Origin of the sequence: Micromonospora sp. S4605 (genome assembly GCF_003176715.1) — a bacterium.
GTDB lineage: Bacteria > Actinomycetota > Actinomycetes > Mycobacteriales > Micromonosporaceae > Micromonospora > Micromonospora echinaurantiaca.
The window spans coordinates 1-21,562 of the sequence record NZ_QGSW01000216.1 but is presented as its reverse complement, the minus strand read 5'-3'; the positions used below and the strand labels follow the sequence as shown (position 1 = coordinate 21,562).

General features: G+C 75.3%; 22 protein-coding genes and 2 pseudogenes. 11 read left to right on the top strand and 13 right to left on the bottom strand.

From position 1 onward, the window contains the following. Nucleotides 1-232: 232 nt before the first annotated feature. The 3 genes from DLJ47_RS18305 (at nucleotide 233) to DLJ47_RS18290 (ending at nucleotide 2,313) form a co-directional block, all read left to right on the top strand. Nucleotides 233-631, top strand: a complete 399-nt coding sequence (locus DLJ47_RS18305; protein WP_088993699.1) for a TraR/DksA family transcriptional regulator — start codon at nucleotides 233-235, stop codon at nucleotides 629-631. Nucleotides 632-679: 48 nt separating this feature from the next. Next, the gene (locus DLJ47_RS18300) at nucleotides 680-1,555 is read left to right on the top strand and encodes a DUF72 domain-containing protein (protein ID WP_109901169.1); all 876 of its coding nucleotides are present in this window, start codon (nucleotides 680-682) and stop codon (nucleotides 1,553-1,555) included. A 329-nt stretch (nucleotides 1,556-1,884) separates the two neighbouring features. Further along, complete coding sequence (locus tag DLJ47_RS18290) at nucleotides 1,885-2,313, top strand: DUF2267 domain-containing protein (RefSeq protein WP_088993701.1); 429 nt, start codon at nucleotides 1,885-1,887, stop codon at nucleotides 2,311-2,313. A 54-nt stretch (nucleotides 2,314-2,367) separates the two neighbouring features. Here the strand turns inward: DLJ47_RS18290 and DLJ47_RS18285 are convergent. Beyond that, a pseudogene (locus DLJ47_RS18285) lies at nucleotides 2,368-3,168 on the bottom strand (DUF72 domain-containing protein). A gap of 7 nt (nucleotides 3,169-3,175) precedes the next feature. Continuing rightward, on the bottom strand, nucleotides 3,176-3,928 hold the full coding sequence (locus tag DLJ47_RS18280) for a PIG-L deacetylase family protein (protein ID WP_109901171.1): 753 nt from the start codon (nucleotides 3,926-3,928) through the stop codon (nucleotides 3,176-3,178). A gap of 173 nt (nucleotides 3,929-4,101) precedes the next feature. On the opposite strand from DLJ47_RS18280, the gene DLJ47_RS18275 reads away from it, so the two are divergent. From DLJ47_RS18275 to DLJ47_RS18265, 3 genes are all read left to right on the top strand, one after another. Beyond that, a complete protein-coding gene (locus tag DLJ47_RS18275; protein ID WP_109901168.1) occupies nucleotides 4,102-5,532 on the top strand; it encodes an endo-1,4-beta-xylanase in 1,431 nt (476 codons plus the stop codon). Between the two features lie 127 nt (nucleotides 5,533-5,659). Further along, nucleotides 5,660-5,947, top strand: a complete 288-nt coding sequence (locus DLJ47_RS18270) for a hypothetical protein (RefSeq protein ID WP_088993704.1) — start codon at nucleotides 5,660-5,662, stop codon at nucleotides 5,945-5,947. A gap of 10 nt (nucleotides 5,948-5,957) precedes the next feature. After that, nucleotides 5,958-7,226 carry a cupin domain-containing protein gene (locus DLJ47_RS18265; RefSeq protein ID WP_109901167.1) on the top strand — a complete coding sequence of 423 codons (1,269 nt, stop codon included), beginning with the start codon at nucleotides 5,958-5,960 and terminating at the stop codon, nucleotides 7,224-7,226. A gap of 188 nt (nucleotides 7,227-7,414) precedes the next feature. On the opposite strand, the pseudogene DLJ47_RS36945 reads toward DLJ47_RS18265, so the two are convergent. The 6 genes and pseudogenes from DLJ47_RS36945 to DLJ47_RS18235 all read right to left on the bottom strand — a co-directional run. Further along, nucleotides 7,415-7,540: pseudogene (locus tag DLJ47_RS36945) on the bottom strand (YciI family protein); the annotation flags it as partial. 282 nt (nucleotides 7,541-7,822) lie between these two features. Continuing rightward, on the bottom strand, nucleotides 7,823-8,488 hold the full coding sequence (locus DLJ47_RS18255) for a hypothetical protein (RefSeq protein ID WP_109901166.1): 666 nt from the start codon (nucleotides 8,486-8,488) through the stop codon (nucleotides 7,823-7,825). Beyond that, the gene (locus DLJ47_RS18250; RefSeq protein ID WP_109901170.1) at nucleotides 8,485-11,166 is read right to left on the bottom strand and encodes an FtsK/SpoIIIE domain-containing protein; all 2,682 of its coding nucleotides are present in this window, start codon (nucleotides 11,164-11,166) and stop codon (nucleotides 8,485-8,487) included. The genes DLJ47_RS18255 and DLJ47_RS18250 overlap by 4 nt, the downstream gene beginning before the upstream one ends. Then, nucleotides 11,159-12,166, bottom strand: a complete 1,008-nt coding sequence (locus tag DLJ47_RS18245; protein WP_233257883.1) for a hypothetical protein — start codon at nucleotides 12,164-12,166, stop codon at nucleotides 11,159-11,161. Before DLJ47_RS18245 ends, DLJ47_RS18250 begins: the two co-directional genes overlap by 8 nt. Before the next feature lie 10 nt (nucleotides 12,167-12,176). Beyond that, the gene (locus tag DLJ47_RS18240; RefSeq protein ID WP_088993708.1) at nucleotides 12,177-12,437 is read right to left on the bottom strand and encodes a hypothetical protein; all 261 of its coding nucleotides are present in this window, start codon (nucleotides 12,435-12,437) and stop codon (nucleotides 12,177-12,179) included. Nucleotides 12,438-12,588: 151 nt separating this feature from the next. Further along, on the bottom strand, nucleotides 12,589-12,966 hold the full coding sequence (locus DLJ47_RS18235) for a hypothetical protein (RefSeq protein ID WP_088997651.1): 378 nt from the start codon (nucleotides 12,964-12,966) through the stop codon (nucleotides 12,589-12,591). A gap of 135 nt (nucleotides 12,967-13,101) precedes the next feature. Between DLJ47_RS18235 and DLJ47_RS18230 the strand changes: the two genes are divergently transcribed. From DLJ47_RS18230 to DLJ47_RS18225, 3 genes are read left to right on the top strand one after another with little or no spacing between them, the layout of a single operon-like run. Continuing rightward, entirely contained in the window at nucleotides 13,102-15,654 is a 2,553-nt protein-coding gene (locus tag DLJ47_RS18230) for an ATP-dependent Clp protease ATP-binding subunit (RefSeq protein ID WP_109901165.1), read from the top strand. A gap of 14 nt (nucleotides 15,655-15,668) precedes the next feature. Further along, on the top strand, nucleotides 15,669-15,842 hold the full coding sequence (locus DLJ47_RS35805) for a hypothetical protein (protein WP_158289837.1): 174 nt from the start codon (nucleotides 15,669-15,671) through the stop codon (nucleotides 15,840-15,842). After that, the gene (locus DLJ47_RS18225) at nucleotides 15,842-16,192 is read left to right on the top strand and encodes a DUF3140 domain-containing protein (protein WP_109901164.1); all 351 of its coding nucleotides are present in this window, start codon (nucleotides 15,842-15,844) and stop codon (nucleotides 16,190-16,192) included. Before DLJ47_RS35805 ends, DLJ47_RS18225 begins: the two co-directional genes overlap by 1 nt. Before the next feature lie 63 nt (nucleotides 16,193-16,255). On the opposite strand, the gene DLJ47_RS18220 is transcribed toward DLJ47_RS18225, so the two are convergent. From DLJ47_RS18220 to DLJ47_RS18210, 3 genes are all read right to left on the bottom strand, one after another. Beyond that, complete coding sequence (locus tag DLJ47_RS18220; RefSeq protein WP_088993711.1) at nucleotides 16,256-16,501, bottom strand: hypothetical protein; 246 nt, start codon at nucleotides 16,499-16,501, stop codon at nucleotides 16,256-16,258. 19 nt (nucleotides 16,502-16,520) lie between these two features. Beyond that, entirely contained in the window at nucleotides 16,521-17,528 is a 1,008-nt protein-coding gene (locus tag DLJ47_RS18215) for a LysR family transcriptional regulator (protein ID WP_109901163.1), read from the bottom strand. Nucleotides 17,529-17,630: 102 nt separating this feature from the next. Continuing rightward, a complete protein-coding gene (locus DLJ47_RS18210; RefSeq protein WP_109901162.1) occupies nucleotides 17,631-18,224 on the bottom strand; it encodes a hemerythrin domain-containing protein in 594 nt (197 codons plus the stop codon). Nucleotides 18,225-18,324: 100 nt separating this feature from the next. On the opposite strand from DLJ47_RS18210, the gene DLJ47_RS18205 reads away from it, so the two are divergent. Together DLJ47_RS18205 and DLJ47_RS18200 are read left to right on the top strand one after the other, a co-directional pair. Further along, nucleotides 18,325-19,653: a M20/M25/M40 family metallo-hydrolase gene (locus DLJ47_RS18205; RefSeq protein WP_109901161.1), complete on the top strand. Its 1,329-nt coding sequence runs from the start codon at nucleotides 18,325-18,327 to the stop codon at nucleotides 19,651-19,653. Nucleotides 19,654-19,713: 60 nt separating this feature from the next. Continuing rightward, nucleotides 19,714-20,370: a hypothetical protein gene (locus tag DLJ47_RS18200; RefSeq protein WP_109901160.1), complete on the top strand. Its 657-nt coding sequence runs from the start codon at nucleotides 19,714-19,716 to the stop codon at nucleotides 20,368-20,370. A gap of 92 nt (nucleotides 20,371-20,462) precedes the next feature. Here DLJ47_RS18200 and DLJ47_RS18195 read toward each other — a convergent pair whose 3' ends face one another. Then, nucleotides 20,463-20,654, bottom strand: a complete 192-nt coding sequence (locus DLJ47_RS18195) for a DUF5703 family protein (protein ID WP_088993715.1) — start codon at nucleotides 20,652-20,654, stop codon at nucleotides 20,463-20,465. Nucleotides 20,655-20,891: 237 nt separating this feature from the next. Then, a partial coding sequence (locus DLJ47_RS36940; RefSeq protein WP_233257882.1) for an SseB family protein occupies nucleotides 20,892-21,562 on the bottom strand: 671 nt, incomplete at its 5' end.

The window sequence follows — 21,562 nt, the reverse complement described above, 5'->3', positions numbered from 1 at the left end:
CCCCCTGACCGCGCGCCCCCGCACCACCCCGGTGACCCGGCCGACACGCCGTGGCGCGCGACAACGACTTCATGATCAACGCCTCGGAAAATCGGCGGTTTGATCCTTTCGGCGGGTGGGTAATCGCCCGGCTCACAGAGCACGGGTGATCGCCCGCGCGAGAACCACCGTTGCCGGGGCGCACCGCACCGGCGTCCCGCGGCAACCACGAGGCCCAGAAAGGCAGGCAGCGATGCTCGTCCACGACACGGTCGACACGGGCCGATCCCAGGCGGAGATCGACCAGATCCGGCGCTCCCTGCAGGCCCGCTACGACGAGCTGTCCGCGGAGTACGAGCAGGCGGTGCTGCAGAGCCAGGTGCTGCGGCTGGTGGAGATCGGCGACACGGCCGGCGACGACCAGGCCGACAGCGGCACCAAGACGGCCGAACGGGACACCGCGCAGTCCCTGCTGCGGACCATCCTCGACCGCCGCGCCCAGTACGAGCACGCCCTGACCCGGCTGGAGGAGGGCACCTACGGCTTCTGCGAGGGGTGCACCGCGCCGATCCCGGTCGAGCGGCTGGAGATCTTCCCGTCCGCCACCACCTGTGTGACGTGCAAGCAGAACCGGGAGCGGCGGGCCGCCTGACCCCGTACTGCGGTTGCCGGTCGGTCCGGAGCGCGGTGGACTCCACCCATGGGTGACATCAAGGTGGGCACCGCGTCCTGGACCGACCGGACTCTGTTGGACTCCGGCTGGTATCCGCAGACCGCCGACACGCCGGAGAAGCGACTGGCCTACTACGCCCGGCAGTTCCCGCTGGTCGAAGTGGACGCCACCTACTACTCGCCGCCGGCCGAGCGGACGGCGCGGCTGTGGGCCGAGCGCACCCCGGCCGGCTTCACCTTCAACGTCAAGGCGTTCAGCCTGCTCACCGGGCACCCGACGAAGGTGTCCGCGCTCTACAAGGACCTGCGCCCGGACACCGACAAGCGCAACCTCTATCCCGACGACCTGCCGCCGCAGGCGTACGAGGAGGTCTGGACGCGGTTCCTCAGCGCGCTGGACCCGCTGGTCGAGGCGGGCCGGCTCGGCGCGTTGCTGTTCCAGTTCCCGCCCTGGTTCACCATCAAGCGGGACAACAAGCAGTACCTGCTCGAGGTGGAGCGCCGCTGCGCCCCGCTGCGGCCGGTCTTCGAGTTCCGGCACGCGTCCTGGTTCGACGGGTCCAACGCCGACGAGACCCTGGCCTTCCTGCGCCAGCACCGGCTGGCGTACGTCTGCGTGGACATGCCGCAGGGGCACCGCTCGTCGGTGCCCCCGGTGTTGGCCGCCACCGCGGACCTGGCGGTGGTGCGCTTCCACGGCCACAGCGACAAGTGGACCAGCAAGGACATCCACGAGAAGTTCGGCTACCGCTACTCCGATCGGGAGCTGAAGGACTGGGCGCCGAAACTGCGCGAGCTGGCCGACTCCACCGGGCAGACCCACGTGCTGATGAACAACTGCTACCGCGACTACGCCCAGACCAACGCGGCCACCCTGGCCGGGCTCCTCGACACCGACGGCTGACCGGCTCGACGCACGGTGGCTTGCGCGGCGACGCTCACCCCGCCCGGGTGACGCGGCCTCACCCGCTCGGCGAGCAGCATCGAGGGTGCGTGCGGTCGACTCGCGAGCCGGCCGCGGAACCGACACCACGGAGGTGCTGGAGATGACGGTTCGGGTGGTACCGGATCGACGACGGGGTGCCGTGCTGCACGTCGTCGGGTCGTCCGGCGACCCCCGGCACGTGCCGCGGGCCGGTCGGGTCAGCCCGACCCGGCAGCCGCGCGGCCCGGTCGGGCCGCCGCGCCGCGACGACGACCGACGGTGGGATACCGAGGTACGGGGGTGGAGAGATGGCTGAGCAGTTCCAGTCGGCAATCGAGTCCTCGATGCAGAAGACCAACGAGATACTGCGGGACATCGAGCAGGCCTACGGCTGGCCGAAGGAGCAGCGCAACCAGTCCTACTGCGCGCTGCGTACGGTGCTGCACCTGTTGCGCGACCGGATGCCGGTGCAGGAGAGCGTGGAGTTCGCCGCGCAGTTGCCGGTGGTGGTGCGCGGGGTCTACTTCGACGGCTGGAAGCCGATGGACGTGCCGGTCAAGCTGAACCGGGACGACTTCCTGCTGGAGGTCCGGCAGCGCTTCCCGTACGACGTCGAGGGCGGCGCGGAGCGGGTGGTGCAGGTGGTGCTGGACACCCTGCGCCGGCACGTGACCCAGGGCGAGTGGCAGGACGTGAAGGACACCATGCCCAAGGACATGGCCCGGATGATTCCCTGACCGGCGCCTCGACGACGGCTCGCTCCACCCGGGTGGGGCGGGCCGCTCGCGATCTCAGGCCCCGACCGGCCCGGGCGGGAGCGCCGGGCCGGCGGCGTCCGGCCCGGTCGGCACCCGGCTGACCCGCCGGCCGGCCCGCCCGGCCAGGCCGGCGAAGGCGACCGCGTCGAGCACCGCCGCGCCGCCGGGGTCGTTGTTGAAGTAGACGTACGCCGGCTCCGCGTCGTCGAACGCGGCGGCCAGTCGGCGCACCCAGGAGGCCAGCGCTGCCCGGCCGTAGCGGGGCCAGGGGTGGGCCCGCCCCTCGTGCAGCCGCAGGTAGCCGAAGTCGGTGGTGCGCCACAGCGGGGTCACCGGCCGGCCGCCCCGGTCGGCCCAGACCAGCGCCGCCCGCCGCCGTTCCAGCACGCCCCGGGTGGCGTCGGTCCATCACGAGCGGTGGCGTGGCTCGACCGCCACCCGTACGTCGGCGGGGAAGAGCGCCAGCGTGGCGTCGAGGGCCGCCGGGTCGGCCGGCAGGTTCGGCGGCAGTTGCAGCAGCACCGGGCCGAGGCGGTCGCCGAGCGCGGTGGCCCGGCCGAGGAACCGGGCCACCGGTTCGGCCGGCTCGCGCAGCCGCTTGATGTGGGTCAGGTAGCGGCTCATCTTCACCGCCACACAGAAGTCGTCCGGGGTGCGGTCCCGCCAGGCGGCGAAGGTGTCCCGTTCCGGCAGCCGGTAGAAGGCGTTGTTGACCTCGACGGTGGCGAACCGGGCGGCGAAGTGCTCCAGCCACAGCCGCTGCGGCAGCCCGGTCGGGTAGAACCGGCCCCGCCAGTCGCGGTACTGCCACCCGGAGGTGCCGAGCAGGATCATCCGGCGGCTACCACAGGTCGAAGCGGAACACCTCGAACGCGACGCCGTAGCGGACGCCGAGCCGGGTGCCGGTCGGCCGGGCCAGCCCCTCCAGGAACTCCTCGGCGTCGAAGCTGCCGTCGCCCAGCCCGGTCAGGTACGCGTGGTGCGCCCGCAGCGAGGCGACCCCCTGCGCGAAGGTGTCGGTGACGTCCACGCCGTGCGCCGAGCGGGGGGAGGCGGCGGCCCAGACCTGGCGCACCCCGTTCCACGGCTCGACCCCCTCGGTGAGCTGCTCGGGGAAGACCCACCGGTTGCCGGCGTCGCGGACCGCGTCCAGCACCGCCCGGCCGGTGGCGATGTGGTCGGCCTGGTTGAGCGCGTACGAGCCGTCCCAGGTGTCCCGGAAGTTGTTGGTGAGGACGATCTCGGGCCGGTGCCGGCGGACCACCTCGGCGATCGCCCGGCGCAGCGGCACACCGTACTCCAGGACGCCGTCGGGCAGCCCGAGGAACTCGACGGTGTCCACTCCGACCAGTGCCGCCGATGCCCGCTGCTCCTCCTCGCGCACCAGCCGGGCGCGCTCCGGCGGCATCCCGTCGATCCCCGCCTCGCCGCTGGTCACCAGGCAGTAGACGATCCGCTTGCCCTGCCCGGTCCAGCGGGCGATCGCCGCCGCCCCACCGAACTCCAGGTCGTCGGGGTGGGCCACCACCGCCAGCGCGCGCTGCCAGTCCTCGGTCACCGGTTCCAACGGGGCCACCGCGGTCGGCTCGGTCATCGACACCTCCTGTTGCTGTGCCCGCCCCATCCTGCCACCGGGGCCCGCGTCGTGCCGTCCGGCGCGGAGCCGGTTGACGGGGCGTCTGCGGGATGTCAGCATGTGGAAGCGCTCCCATCGACCGACGTCGCCACCTGCCGCCTCCGGGCGGCCCGACGAAGGACAGGGACCGCATGCACCCGCACCGTTCACGAACCCGGCCCGCCCTGCTGGCCGGGGCTCTCGCCCTGGCCACGGTGCTCGCCGTCGGCCTCGGCATTACCCGGCCCGGCCCCGCCGACGCGGCCACCACCCTGAAGGCCCTGGCCGACGCCAAGGGCCGGGACATCGGCGTCGCCATCGACCCGAACCGGCTCAACGAGTCCGCCTACCGGCAGCTCGCGGACGCCGAATTCAACCTGGTGGTCGCCGAGAACGCGATGAAGTGGGACGCCACCGAGCCCAACCGGGGGCAGTTCACCTTCACCCAGGGCGACGCGGTGGCCAGCTACGCCGCCGCCGGCGGCAAGCGACTGTACGGCCACACCCTGGTCTGGCACTCTCAGCTGCCCGGCTGGGTCAGCGGCCTGTCCGCCACCGAGCTGCGCCAGGCCATGCTCGACCACATCGCCGGGGTGGCCGGCCACTACCGCGGCAAGGTGGTCGCCTGGGACGTGGTCAACGAGGCGTTCGCCGACGGCGGCTCCGGCGGACGCCGGGACAGCGTTTTCCAGCAGCGCCTCGGCGACGGCTGGATCGAGGAGGCGTTCCGCGCCGCCCGCGCCGCCGACCCGGCCGCCAAACTCTGCATCAACGACTACAGCACCGACGGCGTGAACGCGAAGAGCACAGCGATCTACAACCTGGTCCGCGACTTCAAGGCCCGCGGCGTGCCGATCGACTGCGTCGGCTTCCAGGCACACCTGATCGTCGGGCAGGTCCCCGGCGACCTGCAGAGCAACCTGCAGCGCTTCGCCGACCTGGGCGTGGACGTCCGGATCACCGAGCTGGACATCCGGATGCCCACCCCGCCCAGCGCGGCCAACCTGGCCACCCAGGCCGCCGACTACCGCAAGGTGGTCACCGCCTGCCTCGCGGTGACCCGGTGCGCGGGCGTCACCACCTGGGGCATCACCGACCGCTACTCCTGGATCCCGGACGTCTTCCCCGGCCAGGGCGCCGCGCTGATCTGGGACGAGAACTACGCGCCGAAGCCGGCGTACCAGGCGGTGGCCGAGGCGCTCGGCGGTGGCGTCACGCCGACCCCGACCACGCCGACCCCGACGCCCAGCACCCCGCCGCCGGGCGACGGCTGCACGGTGACCTACGTGCCGAACACCTGGAACACCGGCTTCACCGCCGAGGTCCGGGTCCGCAACGACGGCGCCACCGCGGTCAACGGCTGGACCGTCGGCTTCACCTTCGGCGCCGGGCAGCGGATCACCAACGCCTGGAACGCCACCGTCACCCAGTCCGGCTCCCAGGTGAGCGCCCGCAACGCCAGCTGGAACGGCACGGTGCCGGCCGGCGGCACGCTCAGCTTCGGCTTCCAGGGCACCCACGGCGGCAGCAACCCGACCCCGACCGGCTTCACCCTCAACGGCTCGACCTGCCGTACGGGCTGACGGCGAACCGCCCGTGCCGGCCCCGCCGGGCGTCTACCGTGTGGTTAGAGAAGATCCAGCGTGGGGTACCACCCGCTGCACGACGGACCCCGGCGCACGGCGGGGCGGCACACCCGAGGGAGCACCCATGGCACTCAACGACGACGACATGCAGACCACCTCCGGCGGCGGCCTGGAAGGCCCGGCCGACGGTGGCGCGACCCCCGGCCAGCAGGACGGCGGCGCCGACGGGGGTGCCGACCGCGGCGCCGAGCGTGGCGCCGACCAGGGTGCCGACCAGGGTGCCGAGGGTCCGGCCGACGGCGGTGCCACCCCCGGTCAGCACGACGGCGGGGCCGACGGCAGCGCGGAGGGTCCGGCCGACGGCGGTGCCACCCCGGGTCAGCACGACGGCGGCGCCGACGGCAGCGCCTGAGCGGTACGCCATGACGCACATCGACCCGCCGGGCGGCCACGGCCGCCCGGCGGTCCCGTCTCCGGCAGCCGCCGCGCTGGCCCGCTGTGTCTCGGTCGAGCCGGCCAAGTTCGCCGCCGCCCACTGGGGACAAACCCCGCTGCTCTCCCGTGCCGACGAACTGCCCAATCCGGCCGGCTTCACCGATCTGCTCAGCCCCGCCGACGCCGACGAGCTGCTCAGCCGGCGCGGCCTGCGTACGCCGTTCCTGCGGGTCGCCAAGGACGGCCAGCTGGTGCCGGCGGCGCGGTTCACCGGCGGCGGCGGCGCGGGCGCCGAGATCACCGACCAGGTCCTCGACGAGCGGGTGCTCGAGCTGTACGCCGGCGGGGCCACCCTGGTGCTGCAGGGCCTGCACCGCACCTGGCCGGCCCTGATCGACTTCACCCGCGAGCTGGGCGCCGCCGTCGGGCAACCGTTGCAGGTCAACGCCTACCTGACGCCCGCCGGCAGCCAGGGCTTCGCCACCCACTACGACACCCACGACGTCTTCGTGCTCCAGGTCGACGGCCGCAAGCACTGGCGGATCCACCCGCCGGTGCTGCCCGACCCGCTGGAGAAGCAGCCCTGGGGCGGGCGGGCCGACGAGGTCTCCGCCACCGCGCAGGGACCGGCCGCGCTGGACGTGGTGCTCGCCCCCGGCGACGCGCTCTACCTGCCGCGCGGCTGGCTGCACAGCGCGCAGGCGCAGGAGTCCAGCTCGCTGCACCTGACCGTCGGGGTCCGGGCGCTCACCCGGTACGCGCTGGTCGAGGAGCTGCTCGCGCTCGCCGCCGAGGATCAGCGACTGCGTGCCACGCTGCCGTTCGGCGTCGACGTCGCCGACCCGGACGCCATCGAGCCGGAGCTCACCGAGACCGTGGAGGCGCTGCGCGACTGGCTGCTGCGCGCCGACCCGGCAGCGGTGGCCGGCCGGTTGCGGCAGCGGGCCTGGCCCGCTGCCCGGCCCGCGCCGATCCGCCCGCTCGCGCAGGCCGCCGCGCTCGCCGACCTGCACGCCGACAGCCGGCTCGCCCCACGCGCCGGGCTGCGCTGGCAGCTCGCCGCGCAGGGCGACCAGGTCGCGCTGCGGCTGTTCGACCGGACCATCACCCTGCCCGAGCAGTGCGCGCCGGCGGTGCGTGCCCTGCTCACCGGCGCGGTCAGCCGGGTCGGTGACCTGCCCGGGCTCGACGACGACGCCGACCGGCTGGTGCTGGCCCGCCGGCTGCTGCGCGAGGCGGTGCTGGTTCCCGCCTGACCCGACGCCGGCGGGGTGTGCCGCCCCGCTGGCGTACCAGGGCTGGTGGCCGCGCGCTCAGGCGGTGCCCACGCCCGCGACCGGGCGGACCTCGATCGGCAGGGTGGTGGCCCGGGCCAGCTTCGCCGCCCAGCCCAGCCCAGCGCCGCGTCCAGATCCGGTGCGGCGATCACGGTGAAGCCGCCGATGTGCTCCTTGCCCTCGGCGAACGGGCCGTCGGTCAGCAGCGTCTCGTCGTCGCGGACCCGGACCACCCGCGCGGCCGGTGCCAGCTCCAGCCCGGCGCCGAACACCCAGACGCCGGCAGCGCGCATCTCCCGGTTGACGGCCTCGACGTCCCGCATGATCGGCTCCAGGAACTCCGCCGGCGGCGGGGCGTCCCCGTCGGGCTGGATCACGTTCAGCAGGTACTGGCGCATCACACGCTCCTCCTGGTCGCATCGGCCGGTCGTCCTCCGGCCTCCCACCTCTACACGAACGGCGGCCGGCCGGATCGACACCGCGCCGGCCGGGGCCGGGCGCACCGACCGCACCGACCCGCGCCGACGGTGCCGGCGCCGGTCCGGCCCGGCCAGCGCCCGCGCCACGACCGCCGTTCAGCGGCCGGCGACCAGCAGCAGGACGGTGGTCACCAGCCCGGCGGCGAGCACCACGGTCATCGGCCGCGGGCCGAGCACCGCGTGCCGGCGGTCGGCCAGCCGCTTCGCCGGCACCAGGCCGACCAGCGGCCCGAGCAGCGTCACCACCAGCGCCAGCACCGGCATGCCCACCGCCAGGTCGCCGCCGTTGCGCTCACCCACCGTCCGGGCCGCCACCCCCAGGCCGTACGCCAGCGCCGCGCCGAGCACCCCGCAGAGCGCGAGCAGCGGGTTCACCGAGCCGGGCAGGTCACCCGGCCGGCGGGTGCGGTCGAGCAGCTCGCGCACCCCGTCGAGCAGCAGGGCCGGGTCGCCGGTCGCGCCGGGCGCCGGCCCGGGCGGCGCGCCGAGCCGCCGGGCGCCGGGGCCGAGCCGGTCCCGCAACTGCTGCCACAGGTGGGCCGCCTCGGCGTCCACCCGCTCCTGCGCCTCCCGCGCGTCCACCAGGTCCCGCTCGGCCCGCGCCACCCGCTCGGTGGCCTCGGCGACGGCCTGCTCGGCCGCCGCGCACTGCTGCTCGTACCAGGCGTGCGCCTCGGCCCGCTGGCCCTGCACCCGCGCGGTCAGCTCGGCCAGCCGCCGCACCTGCGCCGCGTACGTCTCACTGCTCACCGGTTGGTTCATGGGGACGGTCCGTAGGGGATGATCACCTGACCGGTGCGGTGCACCGCCCGGTCGAAGAAGAGCCCGCGCCACGGGCGGGGGTACCAGTCCGGCCCGCCGGTGCCCGGGTACAGCGACGAACCCAGCTCGCCGCCGTGCGTGTCCAGCGCGACCCAGGCCCCGATCTGGTCCGTGCGCGCCGCCGGTCCGCCGAGGTCGGCGCGCATCCGGGCCACCCCCCGCCACCAGGCCAGCACGTGGGTACGCCGCTCCGGCCCGTCGTGCAGGATCCGGCGCAGGTGCTCCAGCCCGGTCCGCCGGCCCACCCGCGCGCCCAGCGAACCGGCCGCCGCGTCGACGGCGAAGAGAAACAGGTAGTGCGGGCTGCCGCTGCCGCCCGGCGCGGTCAGGCCGTCGGCGGTCTCGGCCATCAGCTCCGCCACCGTCTCCTCGTCGTACCAGGCCGCGTCGTCGGCCAGGTCCTCGTACAGCGACCGGGCGGCCGGGTCGGCGTCCGGGTCCAGGCAGGCGATGGAGAACCGGGCGCTGCCCGGCCGGTGCTGGCGGGCCAGCGACCGGGCCGCGGCGTCCAGCACCGCGCACGCCTCGTCGACCCGGGTGCCGAGCACCGCCAGGTTCCGCCCCGGCGCCCGGGGCAGCCGCAGCGCCGCCGAGCGGGCCTGCACGTCGATGATCTCGCCGAGCAGCGCCACCGGGTTGCGCAGCGTCCCGGTCTCCGGCGCGGCCAGCGCCCGGAAGTCCGGGGCGTCGGCCAGCCGGGGGATCGCGTCGCCGTCGAAGAGCCGAGCGGGCGCGGCGTCCTGCGGGCGCATCCGCCACAGCCGGTGCTGCAGCTCGCTCCAGGTCTCCCAGTCGCTGGCCGAGGGGATCCGGGCCACCTGGTTGCCCTCGGTCATCCCCGACTCGGCGTTGACCACCGCGTGGTGCCGCGGCAGCGACTGGGCGGCGTCGTTGCGTTCGGCGAGGATCCGCAGCGCCTTGGGCAGCGCGATGCGCAGGGTGAACTGGGCGACCAGCGCCGGCCGCCCCCACAGCGCCTCGATGCCCCGCACGTCCTGCGAGGCGAGCACCAGGTGGATGCCCTGCGACCGGCCCCGGCGGGCCAGGTCCTCCAGCAGGTCGGCCGCCTCCCGGGCCACCACGTCCCGGCCGGCCAGCAGCATCTGGAACTCGTCGACCACCGCGACGATCCGCGGCCAGTGCCCGGTGGGGTCCACCGCACGCAGCTCGGCCAGCTTGGTCACCTCGTGCTTCTTCGCCGCGTCGGCGCGCCGACGCAGCTCCTCGGCGAGGAAGCGCAGCAGCGCCAGCCCGAACTCCCGGTCGGTGTTGACGTTGATGCCGACCAGCCGCATGTGCGGCAGCCAGCTCGGGTCCCGCCGGCCCTGGGCGAACCGGGCGAAGGACACCCCCTCCTTGAAGTCGAGCAGGTAGAACTCCAGCTCGGCGGGGGAGTAGCGGGCGGCCAGCGCGCCGATCCAGGCGAAGATCAGGTTGGTCTTGCCGGTGCCGGACGGCCCGCCGATCAGGGCGTGCGGCGGGTAGTCGCCCAGGGTCAGCAGCACCGGGCGGCCGTCCGGGCCCTCGCCGATGGGCGCGGTCAACCCGGTCGCCGAGTCCTCCCGCCACATCTGCTCCGGCGGCGGCAGCAGGTCGGTGAACGGGGTCGGGGCGGGGCCGGCGTTCACCCGCGCCGCCACCTGCCGGCAGGTCTCGGTGACCAGCGCGGCCGGCGGCGGCGGGTCCAGGCGGACGGGCAGGCCGGGCGGGGCGCCGACCCGGGCGCCGTCCGGCTCGACCCGGACCCGGGTGACCGTCGGGTCGTCCGGCAGCGACACGCCCCGGACCACCAGGTGCACGCCGCAGGCCGCTCCGGTGCGGACCACCCGGTCGAGTTGGCCGCGCTCGTGCCGGGACAACTCGTCCCCGCCGAGCAGCACGGCCACCCGCCACGGCTCCGGGCGGCGGCCGGTTGCCGCGGCCAGTTCGCGCAGCGAGCCGTACTCGCCGGCCAGCACGGTCTCGTTGATCCGGCGGATCTGCTCCACCAGGTCGTCCAGCAGCCGGCCCAGCCCGCCGGGACCGACGAAGGTGAGCAGCCCGGCGGTGCCGAGCGGGGCGAAGCCGGCCAGCCCGCCGCCGAGGTGCTCCGGGTCGTAGCCGACCAGCCGGACGCCGCCCGGGTCGGCCCGGCCCACCGCGCGCAGCAGCAGAGCGGAGACCACCGCCTCGCCGCCGTCCCGGTCCGCGCCGGTCAGCTCCACGTGCCCGGCGTCCAGCAGCGGCACCAGCGCGGGCACCGGCTCGGCGCCGGGGATGCGCAGCGTGCCGATCCGCAACGCGCCCGGCGGTTCGGCCCGTCCCGGCGGGGTCGGCGACCACCCGGCCCACTCGGCGGACGCGGCGCCGGGCGACTCCCGCCCGGCGGCGGTCGCGGCCCGGCGGGCCAGCTCGGCGATCCGGGCGGCGTGCCGTTCGTCGATCTCGGCCAGCCGGCGGTCCCGTTCCGCGCCCACCCGGTCCGGCACGGCGGCGGCGGCCCGCCGGATCCGGGCCAGCCGCTCGCGGTCGGCGGTCAGGTCTGCCTGGGCGGCGGACAGCCGGGTGCGGGTGGCGCCGAGCGCCTCGGCGAGCATCCCCCGGACCCGGGTGACCAGTTGGGCGCGGCGGTCAGCCATCGGTTCCCCGGCGCCGGTCCCGGCCGGCCGCCGCGTCCGGGCCGCCCCGGCCGCGCGCGTCCGAGCCGTTCCGGTGCGGCCCACCGCCCGGCGCGGGCGCCACCGGCCCGCTGTGCCGGTGTGTGGCGTCGGCCGGCTCGCGGCCGGACTCGGCCGGCAGGTCCCGGCCGAGCCGGGCCAGCAGCACCCCGGTGAGCACCCCGGCGGTGACCGCCGGGTCGGCGGCGTGCGGTTGGTCCTGCTCGCCGCGTCGTGGCGGGGGCATCCGGCAGACCCGGGTCAGCAGGGTGTCCAGCACCGGCGCGGGCAGCCCGGGCAGCAGGTCCCGGACCCGCCCGTCGACCTCGCGGCGCAGCCGGCCCAGGTCGTCCGCCCGCGGCGGGTGGCCGAGCAGCTCGCCGGCGAGGTCGCGCAGCAGCGGCGGGGCCACCGCGGCCAGCCCGAGACCGACGTCGGCGTGCGCCCGGCGCAGCTCGGCGTGCAGCCGGTCCCGGTCCCCGGCGCGGACGCCGCGCACCACCCGGCGCAGCAGTTCCCGGGAGTCGCCGACCCGCTCGTCCGGCCCGTCCGGCCTGTCCGGCGGGCCCTCCCGGCCGCCGGTCAGCTCGGCCACCCGCACCGCCCACCAGCGGCGCATGGTCACCTTGCCGGCCGGCTCGGGTGCGGTCGCCACGGGTGCCGCCTCGCGGGGGGCGTCGTGCCGCGGCCGCCGGCCCGGTTCCTCGCGCGTCGGCGGCGCGCCGTCGGCGGCCAGCCCGATCGCGGCCAGGTACGCGGTGAGCTGCTCCTGGGCGACGCGCAGCGCGTAGTTGGCGGTCTCGGCGTGCTCGGTGGCCGCGGACAGCTCCGGCACCCCCAGCGGGTTGGCCGACTCCTGCCGCACCCAGCGCAGCCGTTCGGCGGCCAGGCCGAACTTCTCCAGCGCCTGCCCGAGCAGGCCCACCGGCAGCTCCTCGGCCGCGGCCCGGACCTGTGCGCCGACATCCTCCACGATGGACATGACCGGTGCCCTAGAGGGCCGCGACGTAGAGCTGCGCCTGCTCGACCGCGACCAGGGTGGCGGCGAGGCACTCCTCCAGCTCCTGGCTGGCCTGGGTGAGCGAGGCCTGGGCCGCCTCGACGGTCTCGTGCCCGCTGCCCTCCAGCGCCCCGGCCAGGGTCTGCTGCGCCTCGGCCAGCTTCTCGCCGGCGGCCTGTACGGCGCTCTGGCCGTCGCCGATCTGTTGCAGGGCGACATCGATGGCTGCCTTGAGCTCGGCGACGCTCGCCACGGTGGAACCTCCTGGGGGCGGGGAGGTCTCCATTAGAGCCTATCCCGGTGGGTGAGAGAACAACCGCCCTGTCAGTGTTCCTGCCCCGCTGACCGGTTGTCGACGTCGAGCGCCACAAGTCCGATTGGTGGGACCGGCGGCGGCCGGCCGGTCAGTCCCGCAGCCACCGCGGGCCGTACACCTCGGCGCCCAGCGCGGCGACCCGTTCGCGCAGCTCACGGTCGGCGGTGACGACCAGGCGGCGGCGCCCCGGGGCGGCCGCGACCTCCTCGACGATGGCGTCGTCGCCGGACCGGTCGGCGGCGACCACCCGCACCCCGGCCACGGACGGCACGTCCCGCGCCGCGCCCTCCACGACCAGCACCACCTCCACCGGTGGCGGCAGCCGGTCGGGCAGGCCGGCCGCGCCCACCGGCGCCAGTGTGTCGCGCAGCCGGGCGGTGGCGCCGGCCCGGTCCCGCCACCAGCCGTCCGGGCGCGAGCCCACCACGTTCGCGGCGTCCACGATCAGCAGCGGCGTCGACTCCATGCCGCCAGCCTGCCACCCGCGCACGCGCCGCCGGGCGGGCACCTGCCCGGCGGTGGCACCCGTGCGGCGTTTGTCGGGCCGGCCGCCGGGTAGCCCCTGGCGACCGTGCCGCGCGCCCGACTGCGGAGGACAGACATGATGGGACCCGGTGACTTCGGCTCCGACCCCTGGGACGAGTTCCTGGCCCGGTACTTCGGCCGGGGTGAGGGTGGGCGCCGACCCGCGCACCGGGTCGACATCACCCGGCTGATGACCGCCGACGCCCGGGAGATGCTCGCCGACGCCGCGCGGCGGGCCGCCCAGCGGCACAGCACCGACCTGGACACCGACCACCTGCTCTGGGCGGCGTTGCAGCGCGAGCCGCTGCGCGACCTGGTCCGCCGGGCCGGCGCCGACCCGGACACGCTGCTCAACGCGCTCGGCGGGCGGGGTGACGGCGCGCCGGGCGGGGAGGTGCCGCCGAACCTCTCGCTGACCCCGGCGGCCAAGCGGGCGTTGCTCGACGCCCACCAGCTGTCCCGGGCGATGGGCGCCAACTACATCGGTCCGGAGCACATCCTGATGGCGCTGCCGCTGAACCCGGAGTCGCCGGCCGGGCGGATGCTGGCCGCCGGCCGGATCCAACCCGAGTCGTTGCAGGCGGCCAACGCCGAGCGCGGCCCGATGGCCGGCCCGAAGCCGGACCGCGGCACGCCCACCCTCGACCAGTACGGCCAGGACCTCACCGACCTGGCCCGCAACGACCAGATCGACCCGGTGATCGGCCGGGCCGACGAGATCGAGCAGGCGGTGGAGATCCTCTCCCGGCGGACGAAGAACAACCCGGTGCTGATCGGCGAGGCGGGCGTCGGCAAGACCGCGATCGTCGAGGGCCTCGCCGAGAAGATCTGCGACGGCGACGTGCCGCAGACCCTGCTCGGCAAGCGGGTCGTCCAGCTCGACCTGGCCGGCCTGGTCGCCGGCACCCGCTACCGGGGCGACTTCGAGGAACGGCTGAAGAAGGTGATCGAGGAGATCCGGGCGCACCGCGAGGAGCTGATCGTCTTCCTGGACGAGATCCACACCCTGGTCGGCGCGGGCGGCGCGGGCAGCGAGGGCGGGATGGACGCCTCCAACATGCTCAAGCCGGCGCTGGCCCGGGGCGAGCTGCGGGTGATCGGCGCGACCACGCTCGACGAGTACCGCAAGAGCATCGAGAAGGACGCCGCGCTGGCCCGCCGGTTCCAGCCGGTGTTCGTGCCCGAGCCGAGCGTCGAGGACACCGTGGCCATCCTGCGCGGCCTGCGGGACCGCTACGAGGCGCACCACCAGGTGCGGTTCACCGACGAGGCGCTGGTCGCCGCCGCCGAGCTCTCCGACCGGTACGTCACCGACCGCTACCTGCCGGACAAGGCCATCGACCTGATCGACCAGGCCGGCGCCCGGATCCGGCTGCGTACCCGGACGCCGGCCGAGGACGTGCGCGAGCTGGAGCAGCAGCTCGACGAGGTGCGTCGGGACAAGGAGCAGGCGGTCGCCGACGAGCAGTACGAGCGGGCGTCCGCGCTGCGCGACCGGATCTCCGAGCTGGAGGGGCACATCCGGCGGGCCAAGGGTGACGAGGCCCCGCCCCAGGTGCCCGAGGTCGGGCCGGAGGAGATCGCCGAGGTGGTCTCCCGGGCCACCGGGATCCCGGTCGCCCAGCTCACCGAGGAGGAGCGGGACCGGCTGCTGCGCCTGGAGGGGCACCTGCACGAGAAGGTGGTCGGCCAGGACGACGCGGTCAACGCGGTGGCCGAGGCGGTGCGCCGGTCGCGGACCGGGCTGGCCGACCCGGACCGGCCGATGGGCAGCTTCCTGTTCCTCGGCCCGACCGGGGTCGGCAAGACCGAGCTGGCCCGGGCGCTGGCCGAGGCGCTCTTCGGCGAGGCCGACCGGATGGTCCGGGTGGACATGAGCGAGTTCCAGGAGCGGCACACGGTCAGCCGGCTGGTCGGCGCCCCGCCCGGCTACGTCGGGTACGAGGAGGCCGGGCAGCTCACCGAGGCGGTGCGCCGCCGCCCGTACGCGGTGGTGCTGCTGGACGAGATCGAGAAGGCCCACCCGGACGTGTTCAACATCCTGCTCCAGGTGCTCGACGACGGGCGGCTCACCGACAGCCAGGGCCGGACTGTCAACTTCAAGAACACCGTCCTGATCATGACGAGCAACCTCGGCTCCGAGCTGATCACCGGCACCCAGCGCGCGGTCGGCTTCGGCGCCGGCGCGGAGGGCGGCGAGCAGGAGCGGGACGAGCTGCGCGAGCGGCTGATGCGCCGGCTCCAGGAGAACTTCCGGCCGGAGTTCCTCAACCGGATCGACGAGGTGATCATCTTCCGCCGGCTGGAGGCGGAGCAACTGCGCCAGATCACCGGGCTGATGCTGGAGGAGACCCGGCGCCGGCTGCACGCCCAGGACATCCAGGTGGACTTCACCACCGCCGGCGTCGACTGGCTCGCCGAGCACGGCTACCAGCCGGAGTTCGGCGCCCGCCCGCTGCGCCGGGTGATCCAGCGGGAGGTGGACAACCACCTGTCCCGGATGCTGCTCGAGTCGTCGGTCTCGCCGGGCCAGAAGGTCGTCGTGGACGCCCGCGACGGCCAGCTCACGTTCGACGTCTCCGCCGGCGAGCGCGGCTACACCGCGGCGACCACCTCGCATCCGCGATGACCCGGAGGGCGGAGATGACCGAACCCGAGGAGAGCCAGGACGAGAGCGATCGCACCGATCCGATCGTGGCCCCGCCGACGGCCAACCCGGGCCGGGTCCGGGTGCCGCCGGAGGGCCTGGGTCGGCGCACCGAGGACGAGGAGGGGGACCCGGGTTCGTCCGGGCCGCCGCCCGGAGAGGAGGGCTGATGGTACGAGAGGCGCGGCTCGATCCCGAGGTGGAGGTGCTCTGGGACGACTTCCACGCCCAGGTGAACGTCCCGTCCGAGAAGCTGCGGCAGTGGCTGCTGACCCGCGGCTCGGGGGAGGAGTCGTTCGGGCCGGACCCGGATCTCGGCCTGCCCGAGCCGGGCCGGCAGATCCTCAAGGTGCTGACCAAGCGCAAGGTCGACCTGACGCCGGAGGACATCAAGGTGATGCAGGACGCGATCGACGAGATCCAGAACCTGCTGGAGGCGAAGCCGCCGCGCGGCAACGCCGACGACGAGTGGCGCCACGCCCTGCTCGACCTGGGCCACGACGTCCTGGTCGAACGCTGAGGCACCGAACGACGTCGTCGTCACCCCGCCCGGGGTGACGGCGACGTCCGTGGTCGGCCGGGGTCAGGTCCCCTGGTCGGACTCGAGGCTGCCGATGGTCAGCCCGAAGGCGTCGGCGGCGGCCTCCCGGTCGGCGCGCTGCCGCTGCTCGCGGGTGAGCAGGTTGGCGTACTCGGTGATGGCCGACGCGTCCGGCACCTCCGGCAGGCGGCGCAGAAAGGCTTCCACGTCCTGGGCGGCGGCGGTGTGCGCGGCGGCGGCCCGGAGCAACGTCTCCCGGTCGGCGGCGGCGGGGTCGAGGTCGGTCATGCCGGGCAGATACCCGCGCTCAGGCGGTTCGCACCCCGCGCGCCCCGACGACCGGCCCGGCCGCCTTCGGGCCGCGCACCCCGAACTCGGGGTTGCGCATCAGCCAGGCCAGGTACGCCGGGTGCGGCGCCAGCGCGTCGGTGTAGGCGGCCAGCGCCGTCTCCAGCACCAGGTCGGCCCCGAGCGCGGCGGGGGAGTCCGGGTGCCAGCCCAGCAGCAGCCGCCAGCGCAGCGGGGTGCCGGCCAGCCGCCGGGTCACCAGGCCGGCCACCGGGCGGAAGGTGGCCTGGCACAGCGCCACCGCCTCGCCGGCGTCCACCAGGTCCACGCAGCCGCGCACGTCGGCCTCGTACACCTTGCGGGGGGTGAAGCCGGACCGGGCGCAGGCGGCGGCGAAGCAGTCGCCGAAGCAGCCCTCGCCCGGCGCGGCCACCCACTGCTCGTGACGCAGGTCCACCAGCCGCACCTCGTCCCGGTCGGCCAGCGGGTGGGTCTCCGGCAGCAGCACCATCACCGGGTCGACCGCCACCTCCCGCCAGCACAGCCCGAACTCCGCCGACGGCGCGGAGTCGCCGCACACCCCGATCAGCGCGTAGTCCAGCCGGCCGCCGGCCACCGACTGCGCCAGCTCGTCCGCCGACCAGGACGCGTACGTGCTGATCTGGGCCTGCGGCTGCTCGGCGGCGAGCCGGTGCACCAACCGGCCGAGGATCGGGCTGTTCATCCCGCCGAACCGGTACCGCCGGGGCGCGTCCCCGGCGCCGGCCAGCCGGGCCGCCTCGTCCTGCAGGCCCTTCATCGCCGGCAGCAGCACCCGCGCCCGGGCGAGCACCAGCTCACCGAGGGCGGTGGGTCGGGCACCGCGACGGTCCCGCTCGAACAGCGGTCCGCCCAGGGTCCGCTCGATGCGCTGGAGCTGGGCGGTGAGCGCCGGCTGGGCCAGGCCGAGCGTCGAGGCCGCCTTGGTCACGCTCCCCGTCTCCGCGATCGCGCAGACCACCCTCAGGTGTCGCAGCTCCAGGTTCATGGATATGACGGTAGGTCCACCGGCAGTCGGCGGGAAGGGTCCGTACGGATCAACGCTTTCCGATATTTGCGGGCCAGGACCGGTCGGCGGGGTGGTCGCCGGTCATCGGTCGGGCGGCGTGGGCAGGTCGGCGAGGTAGGTGGGCCGACCGGAGACCGCGTCGCGGACCTTGTCCACCACCCCGACGGCCGGCTCGACGATCCGGTTCCACGGCGGCGTGGCCGGGGTCGCCGGGTGGGGCCGGGTCGGCGCGGCCTCCTCGGCGATCTCCAGCCGGTTGCCGAGCCGGATCAGCTCCTCGGCGGTGGCCACCTCGCGCAGCGCCGCGACCAGCGCGTCGACCCCGGCCACGTGCCGGCGTACCCGCTCGGCCAGCTCGCCGAGGCCGGTCGTCTCCTTCAGCGCGGTGAGCAGCCCGGCGTCCGCGTCGATCTCGTGGTCCACCCGGGCCGCGAGATCCGGCCGGGCCGACCGTACGGCCGGCAGCAGGTACTGCTCCTCCGCCGAGAGGTGCCGGGACAGCGCGGCGGTGAGCACCGCCAGCCCGTCCGCCGGCGGTTCCGGCGTGCCGGTGAGCCGGTCCACCAGCTCCAGCAGCTGACGGTGCTCGCCGACGACGAGGTCGGCGATGCTGCGTCCGCCGGGTCGGTAGCCCTCCTCGGGCGCGGGCGGCAGCGGCGGCAGGGGGACGGTCATGGTGCCCTCCTCGGTGGCGGGCCGCGTGGGGGCGCGGTCGGGTCCGGCGGTACCCGGCGGCGTCTGCGCCGAAACCGTGGCCGGCTGGTATGAAGATGCGATGACGAGCGACGCCGCCTCCGCCCGACCCGACCCGACCGCCGAGGTCGTCGACCTCTGCCGTGACCTGCTGCGCATCGACACCACCAACACCGGGGACAACGACACCAGCGTGGGCGAACGCCGGGCCGCCGAGTACGTGGCGGAGAAGCTGGCCGAGGTGGGCGTCGAGCCGGTGATCCACGAGTCCGCGCCCGGCCGGGCGAACCTGGTGGCCCGCATCCCCGGTGCCGACCCGTCCCGCGGCGCGCTGCTGGTGCACGGCCACCTCGACGTGGTGCCGGCGGACGCCGACGAGTGGTCGGTGCACCCGTTCTCCGGCGAGCTGCGCGACGGCTACCTCTGGGGCCGGGGCGCGATCGACATGAAGGACTTCGACGCGATGGTGCTGGCCGTGGTGCGGCACTGGCAGCGCACCGGCGTCCAGCCGCCGCGCGACATCGTGCTCGCCTACACCGCCGACGAGGAGGCGGGCAGCGACTACGGCGCGCACTTCCTCGTGCAGCGCCACCGCGGCCTCTTCGACGGCTGCACCGAGGCGATCGGCGAGGTCGGCGGCTTCTCCTACTCGGTCAACGACGCCCAGCGGCTCTACCTCATCGAGACCGCCGAGAAGGGCATCGACTGGCTGCGCCTGCACGCCAAGGGCCGGCCCGGGCACGGCTCGATGGTGCACGACGACAACGCGGTCACCGCGCTCGCCGAGGCGGTCGCCCGGATCGGCCGGCACCGCTTCCCGGTGGTGGTCACCGACACCGTGCGGGCGTTCCTGGAGGAGGTCTCCGACCTGCTCGGCATCGAGCTGGACCCGGACGACCCGGAGACCGCCATCGCCAAGCTCGGCCCGATCGCCAACATCATCGGCGCGACCATCCGCAACACCGCCAACCCGACCCGGCTGTCCGCCGGCTACAAGGACAACGTGATCCCCGGCCGGGCCACCGCGACCATCGACTGCCGCAGCCTGCCCGGCCAGTCCGAGCTGCTGGAGCGGCAGCTGCGCGAGCTGATCGGCCCGGACATCGCGATCGAGTACATCCAGCGGCAGCCGGCGTTGGAGACCACCTTCGACGGCGACCTGGTCGAGGCGATGTCGGCGGCGCTGCGCGCCGAGGACCCGGGCGCCCGGCCGGTGCCGTACATGCTCTCCGGCGGCACCGACGCGAAGGCCTTCTCGCAGCTCGGCATCCGCTGCTTCGGCTTCGCGCCGCTGCGGCTGCCGGCCGACCTGAACTTCTCCGCGCTGTTCCACGGCATCGACGAGCGGGTCCCGGTGGACGGACTACAGTTCGGCGTGCGGGTTCTCGACCGGTTCCTGCGCACCTGCTAGCCGGGTCCGGCGCACCGACCGTCCGCACCGATCCTCCCCATCGCGAAGGGACTGCCTCACATGACCGACCAGCACGGTGAGCTGGACGCCGCCCTCGAGCGCGTGATCGAAGCGGCCCGCCACCACCTGGCCGCCGTCCGCGCCGCGCAGGGCCGCATCGACGACGACGACGTCTGGCAGGCGTACGTGGCGTTGAACAACGCGTCCTACGTCTACGACGAGCAACTCCTGGACGCCTTCGGCGAGGTCACTCCCTGGGACGTCGAGTCGATCGACCCGGACGAGGCCGACCAGCGCTTCGGCGGCGGCGCGGAGGGCGTGGAGGCCACCGACCCGCACCCGCGGGTGATCTCGGTACGCCAGCGCCGGGACTACCGGGTGCCGAGCGTGTCGGCGCTGATCCGGGTGGCCGAGGTGGCTCGCCGGGAGGGCACGCCCGAGGACGACGAGCCGGCGCCGGTGGAGGGCGTCGGCGAGGCGGTGCTGGAGCTGCTGCAGAGCGGCGACGGCTCGCTCGGCGCGCTGGACGTCCCGGAGCTGGAGCCGCTCGACGGGGTGGTGATGGTCAGCGAGGTCGGCACCCCGGTCGACCTGGAGTCGTTCGACGACGACGACCCGGTGGGCCCGTTCCAGCCGGGCGCCGACGACCGGCTGGTCGGCCGGCTCGACGAGCACCCGTTCCTGGAGTTGGACGACGAGCACGACCACGCGCACTAAGCAGGGCGTGACGCCCCGGGGCCCGGCTCGCCCGGCACGGGCTCCGGGGCGTCACCGGCGCGGGAGCCCAGCCCCGCGCCCGCGCCCGCGCCTCAGTACGACAGGCCCGGCTGCGGCTGGTTGATCCGCCGGCGACGCAGCATCACCTGCCGCGTACCGTCGCGGAACAGCCGCACCCGGGCCAGTTCCCATCCGGAGAACTCCGCTTGGATCGCCAGCTGCGCCGCGGCGGTCAACCGGTCGACGTTCGGCGGCAACCGCAGCGGCGCGTATTCGTAGTCCATGGGCACTATGCTGCCCAGCCCGGCGGCCGTCCGCCACCCCCCACGCGGTGACCCGCGCCGCTGCCCACGCCCGGTTTCCGCCGCCCCGCGCCGCCTGCCCGCCGCTGCCTGCTCGGCGCCGCCTGCCCGCGCTGCCTGCCGGGCGCCGTCCCCGCCGTCACGGCCCGCGTCGCCGGCCCGGGGTTGTCCGGGCCGCCGGTCCGGGCGGGTCTGCCGCCACCGGGCCGCGGCGGTGGGTCAGCCGGCCGGGGTGTTCGCGGCCAGCAGGGTGGCCAGGGCCGGCGCGGCCAGCGCGACCGACCGCGCGCTGCCCGGGTCGACCACCAGCCCCCAGGACCGGTCCGGCCAGTCCGCGAAGAGGTCGGCGCAGGCCAGCGCGACGAACGGCACCCCGTCGCCGGCGAAGGCCGTCAACACCTCCGGCGAGGTGAAGACCGGCAGCAGCGGCGCGCCCGCGGGATCGGTGGCCACCGTCCACGGGAAGTCGGCGTCCGGACTCGGCTCCGCCGCCAGCGGTACGCACACCGTGGCGGCCGCCAGCACCCCCAGGTAGCCGGGGAGGTCGCGCCGACCGGCGGCCTCGGCGAGCAGGTCGGTCACCGTCCGCTCCGCCGTGCCGGAGGAGTCCGGGCGGCCGGCCGGTCCGGCCCCGGCGGCCGTGGCCGGGGGCGTCGGGGGGTCCGGGCGGCCGGTGGTGCCGGTTCCGGCCGCCGGGGTCGGCTCGATCGCGGGGTCCGGGCCGCCGGTCGTACCGGCTCCGGCCGGTGGGGTCGGCTCGGCCGTGGGGTGCGGGACGGCGGCCGTGCCGGCTCCGGTGGCCGGGGTCGGCTCGATCGCGGGGTCCGGGCCGCCGGTCGTACCGGCTCCGGCCGCAGGGATCGGCTCGGCCGTCGGGTGCGGGACGGCGG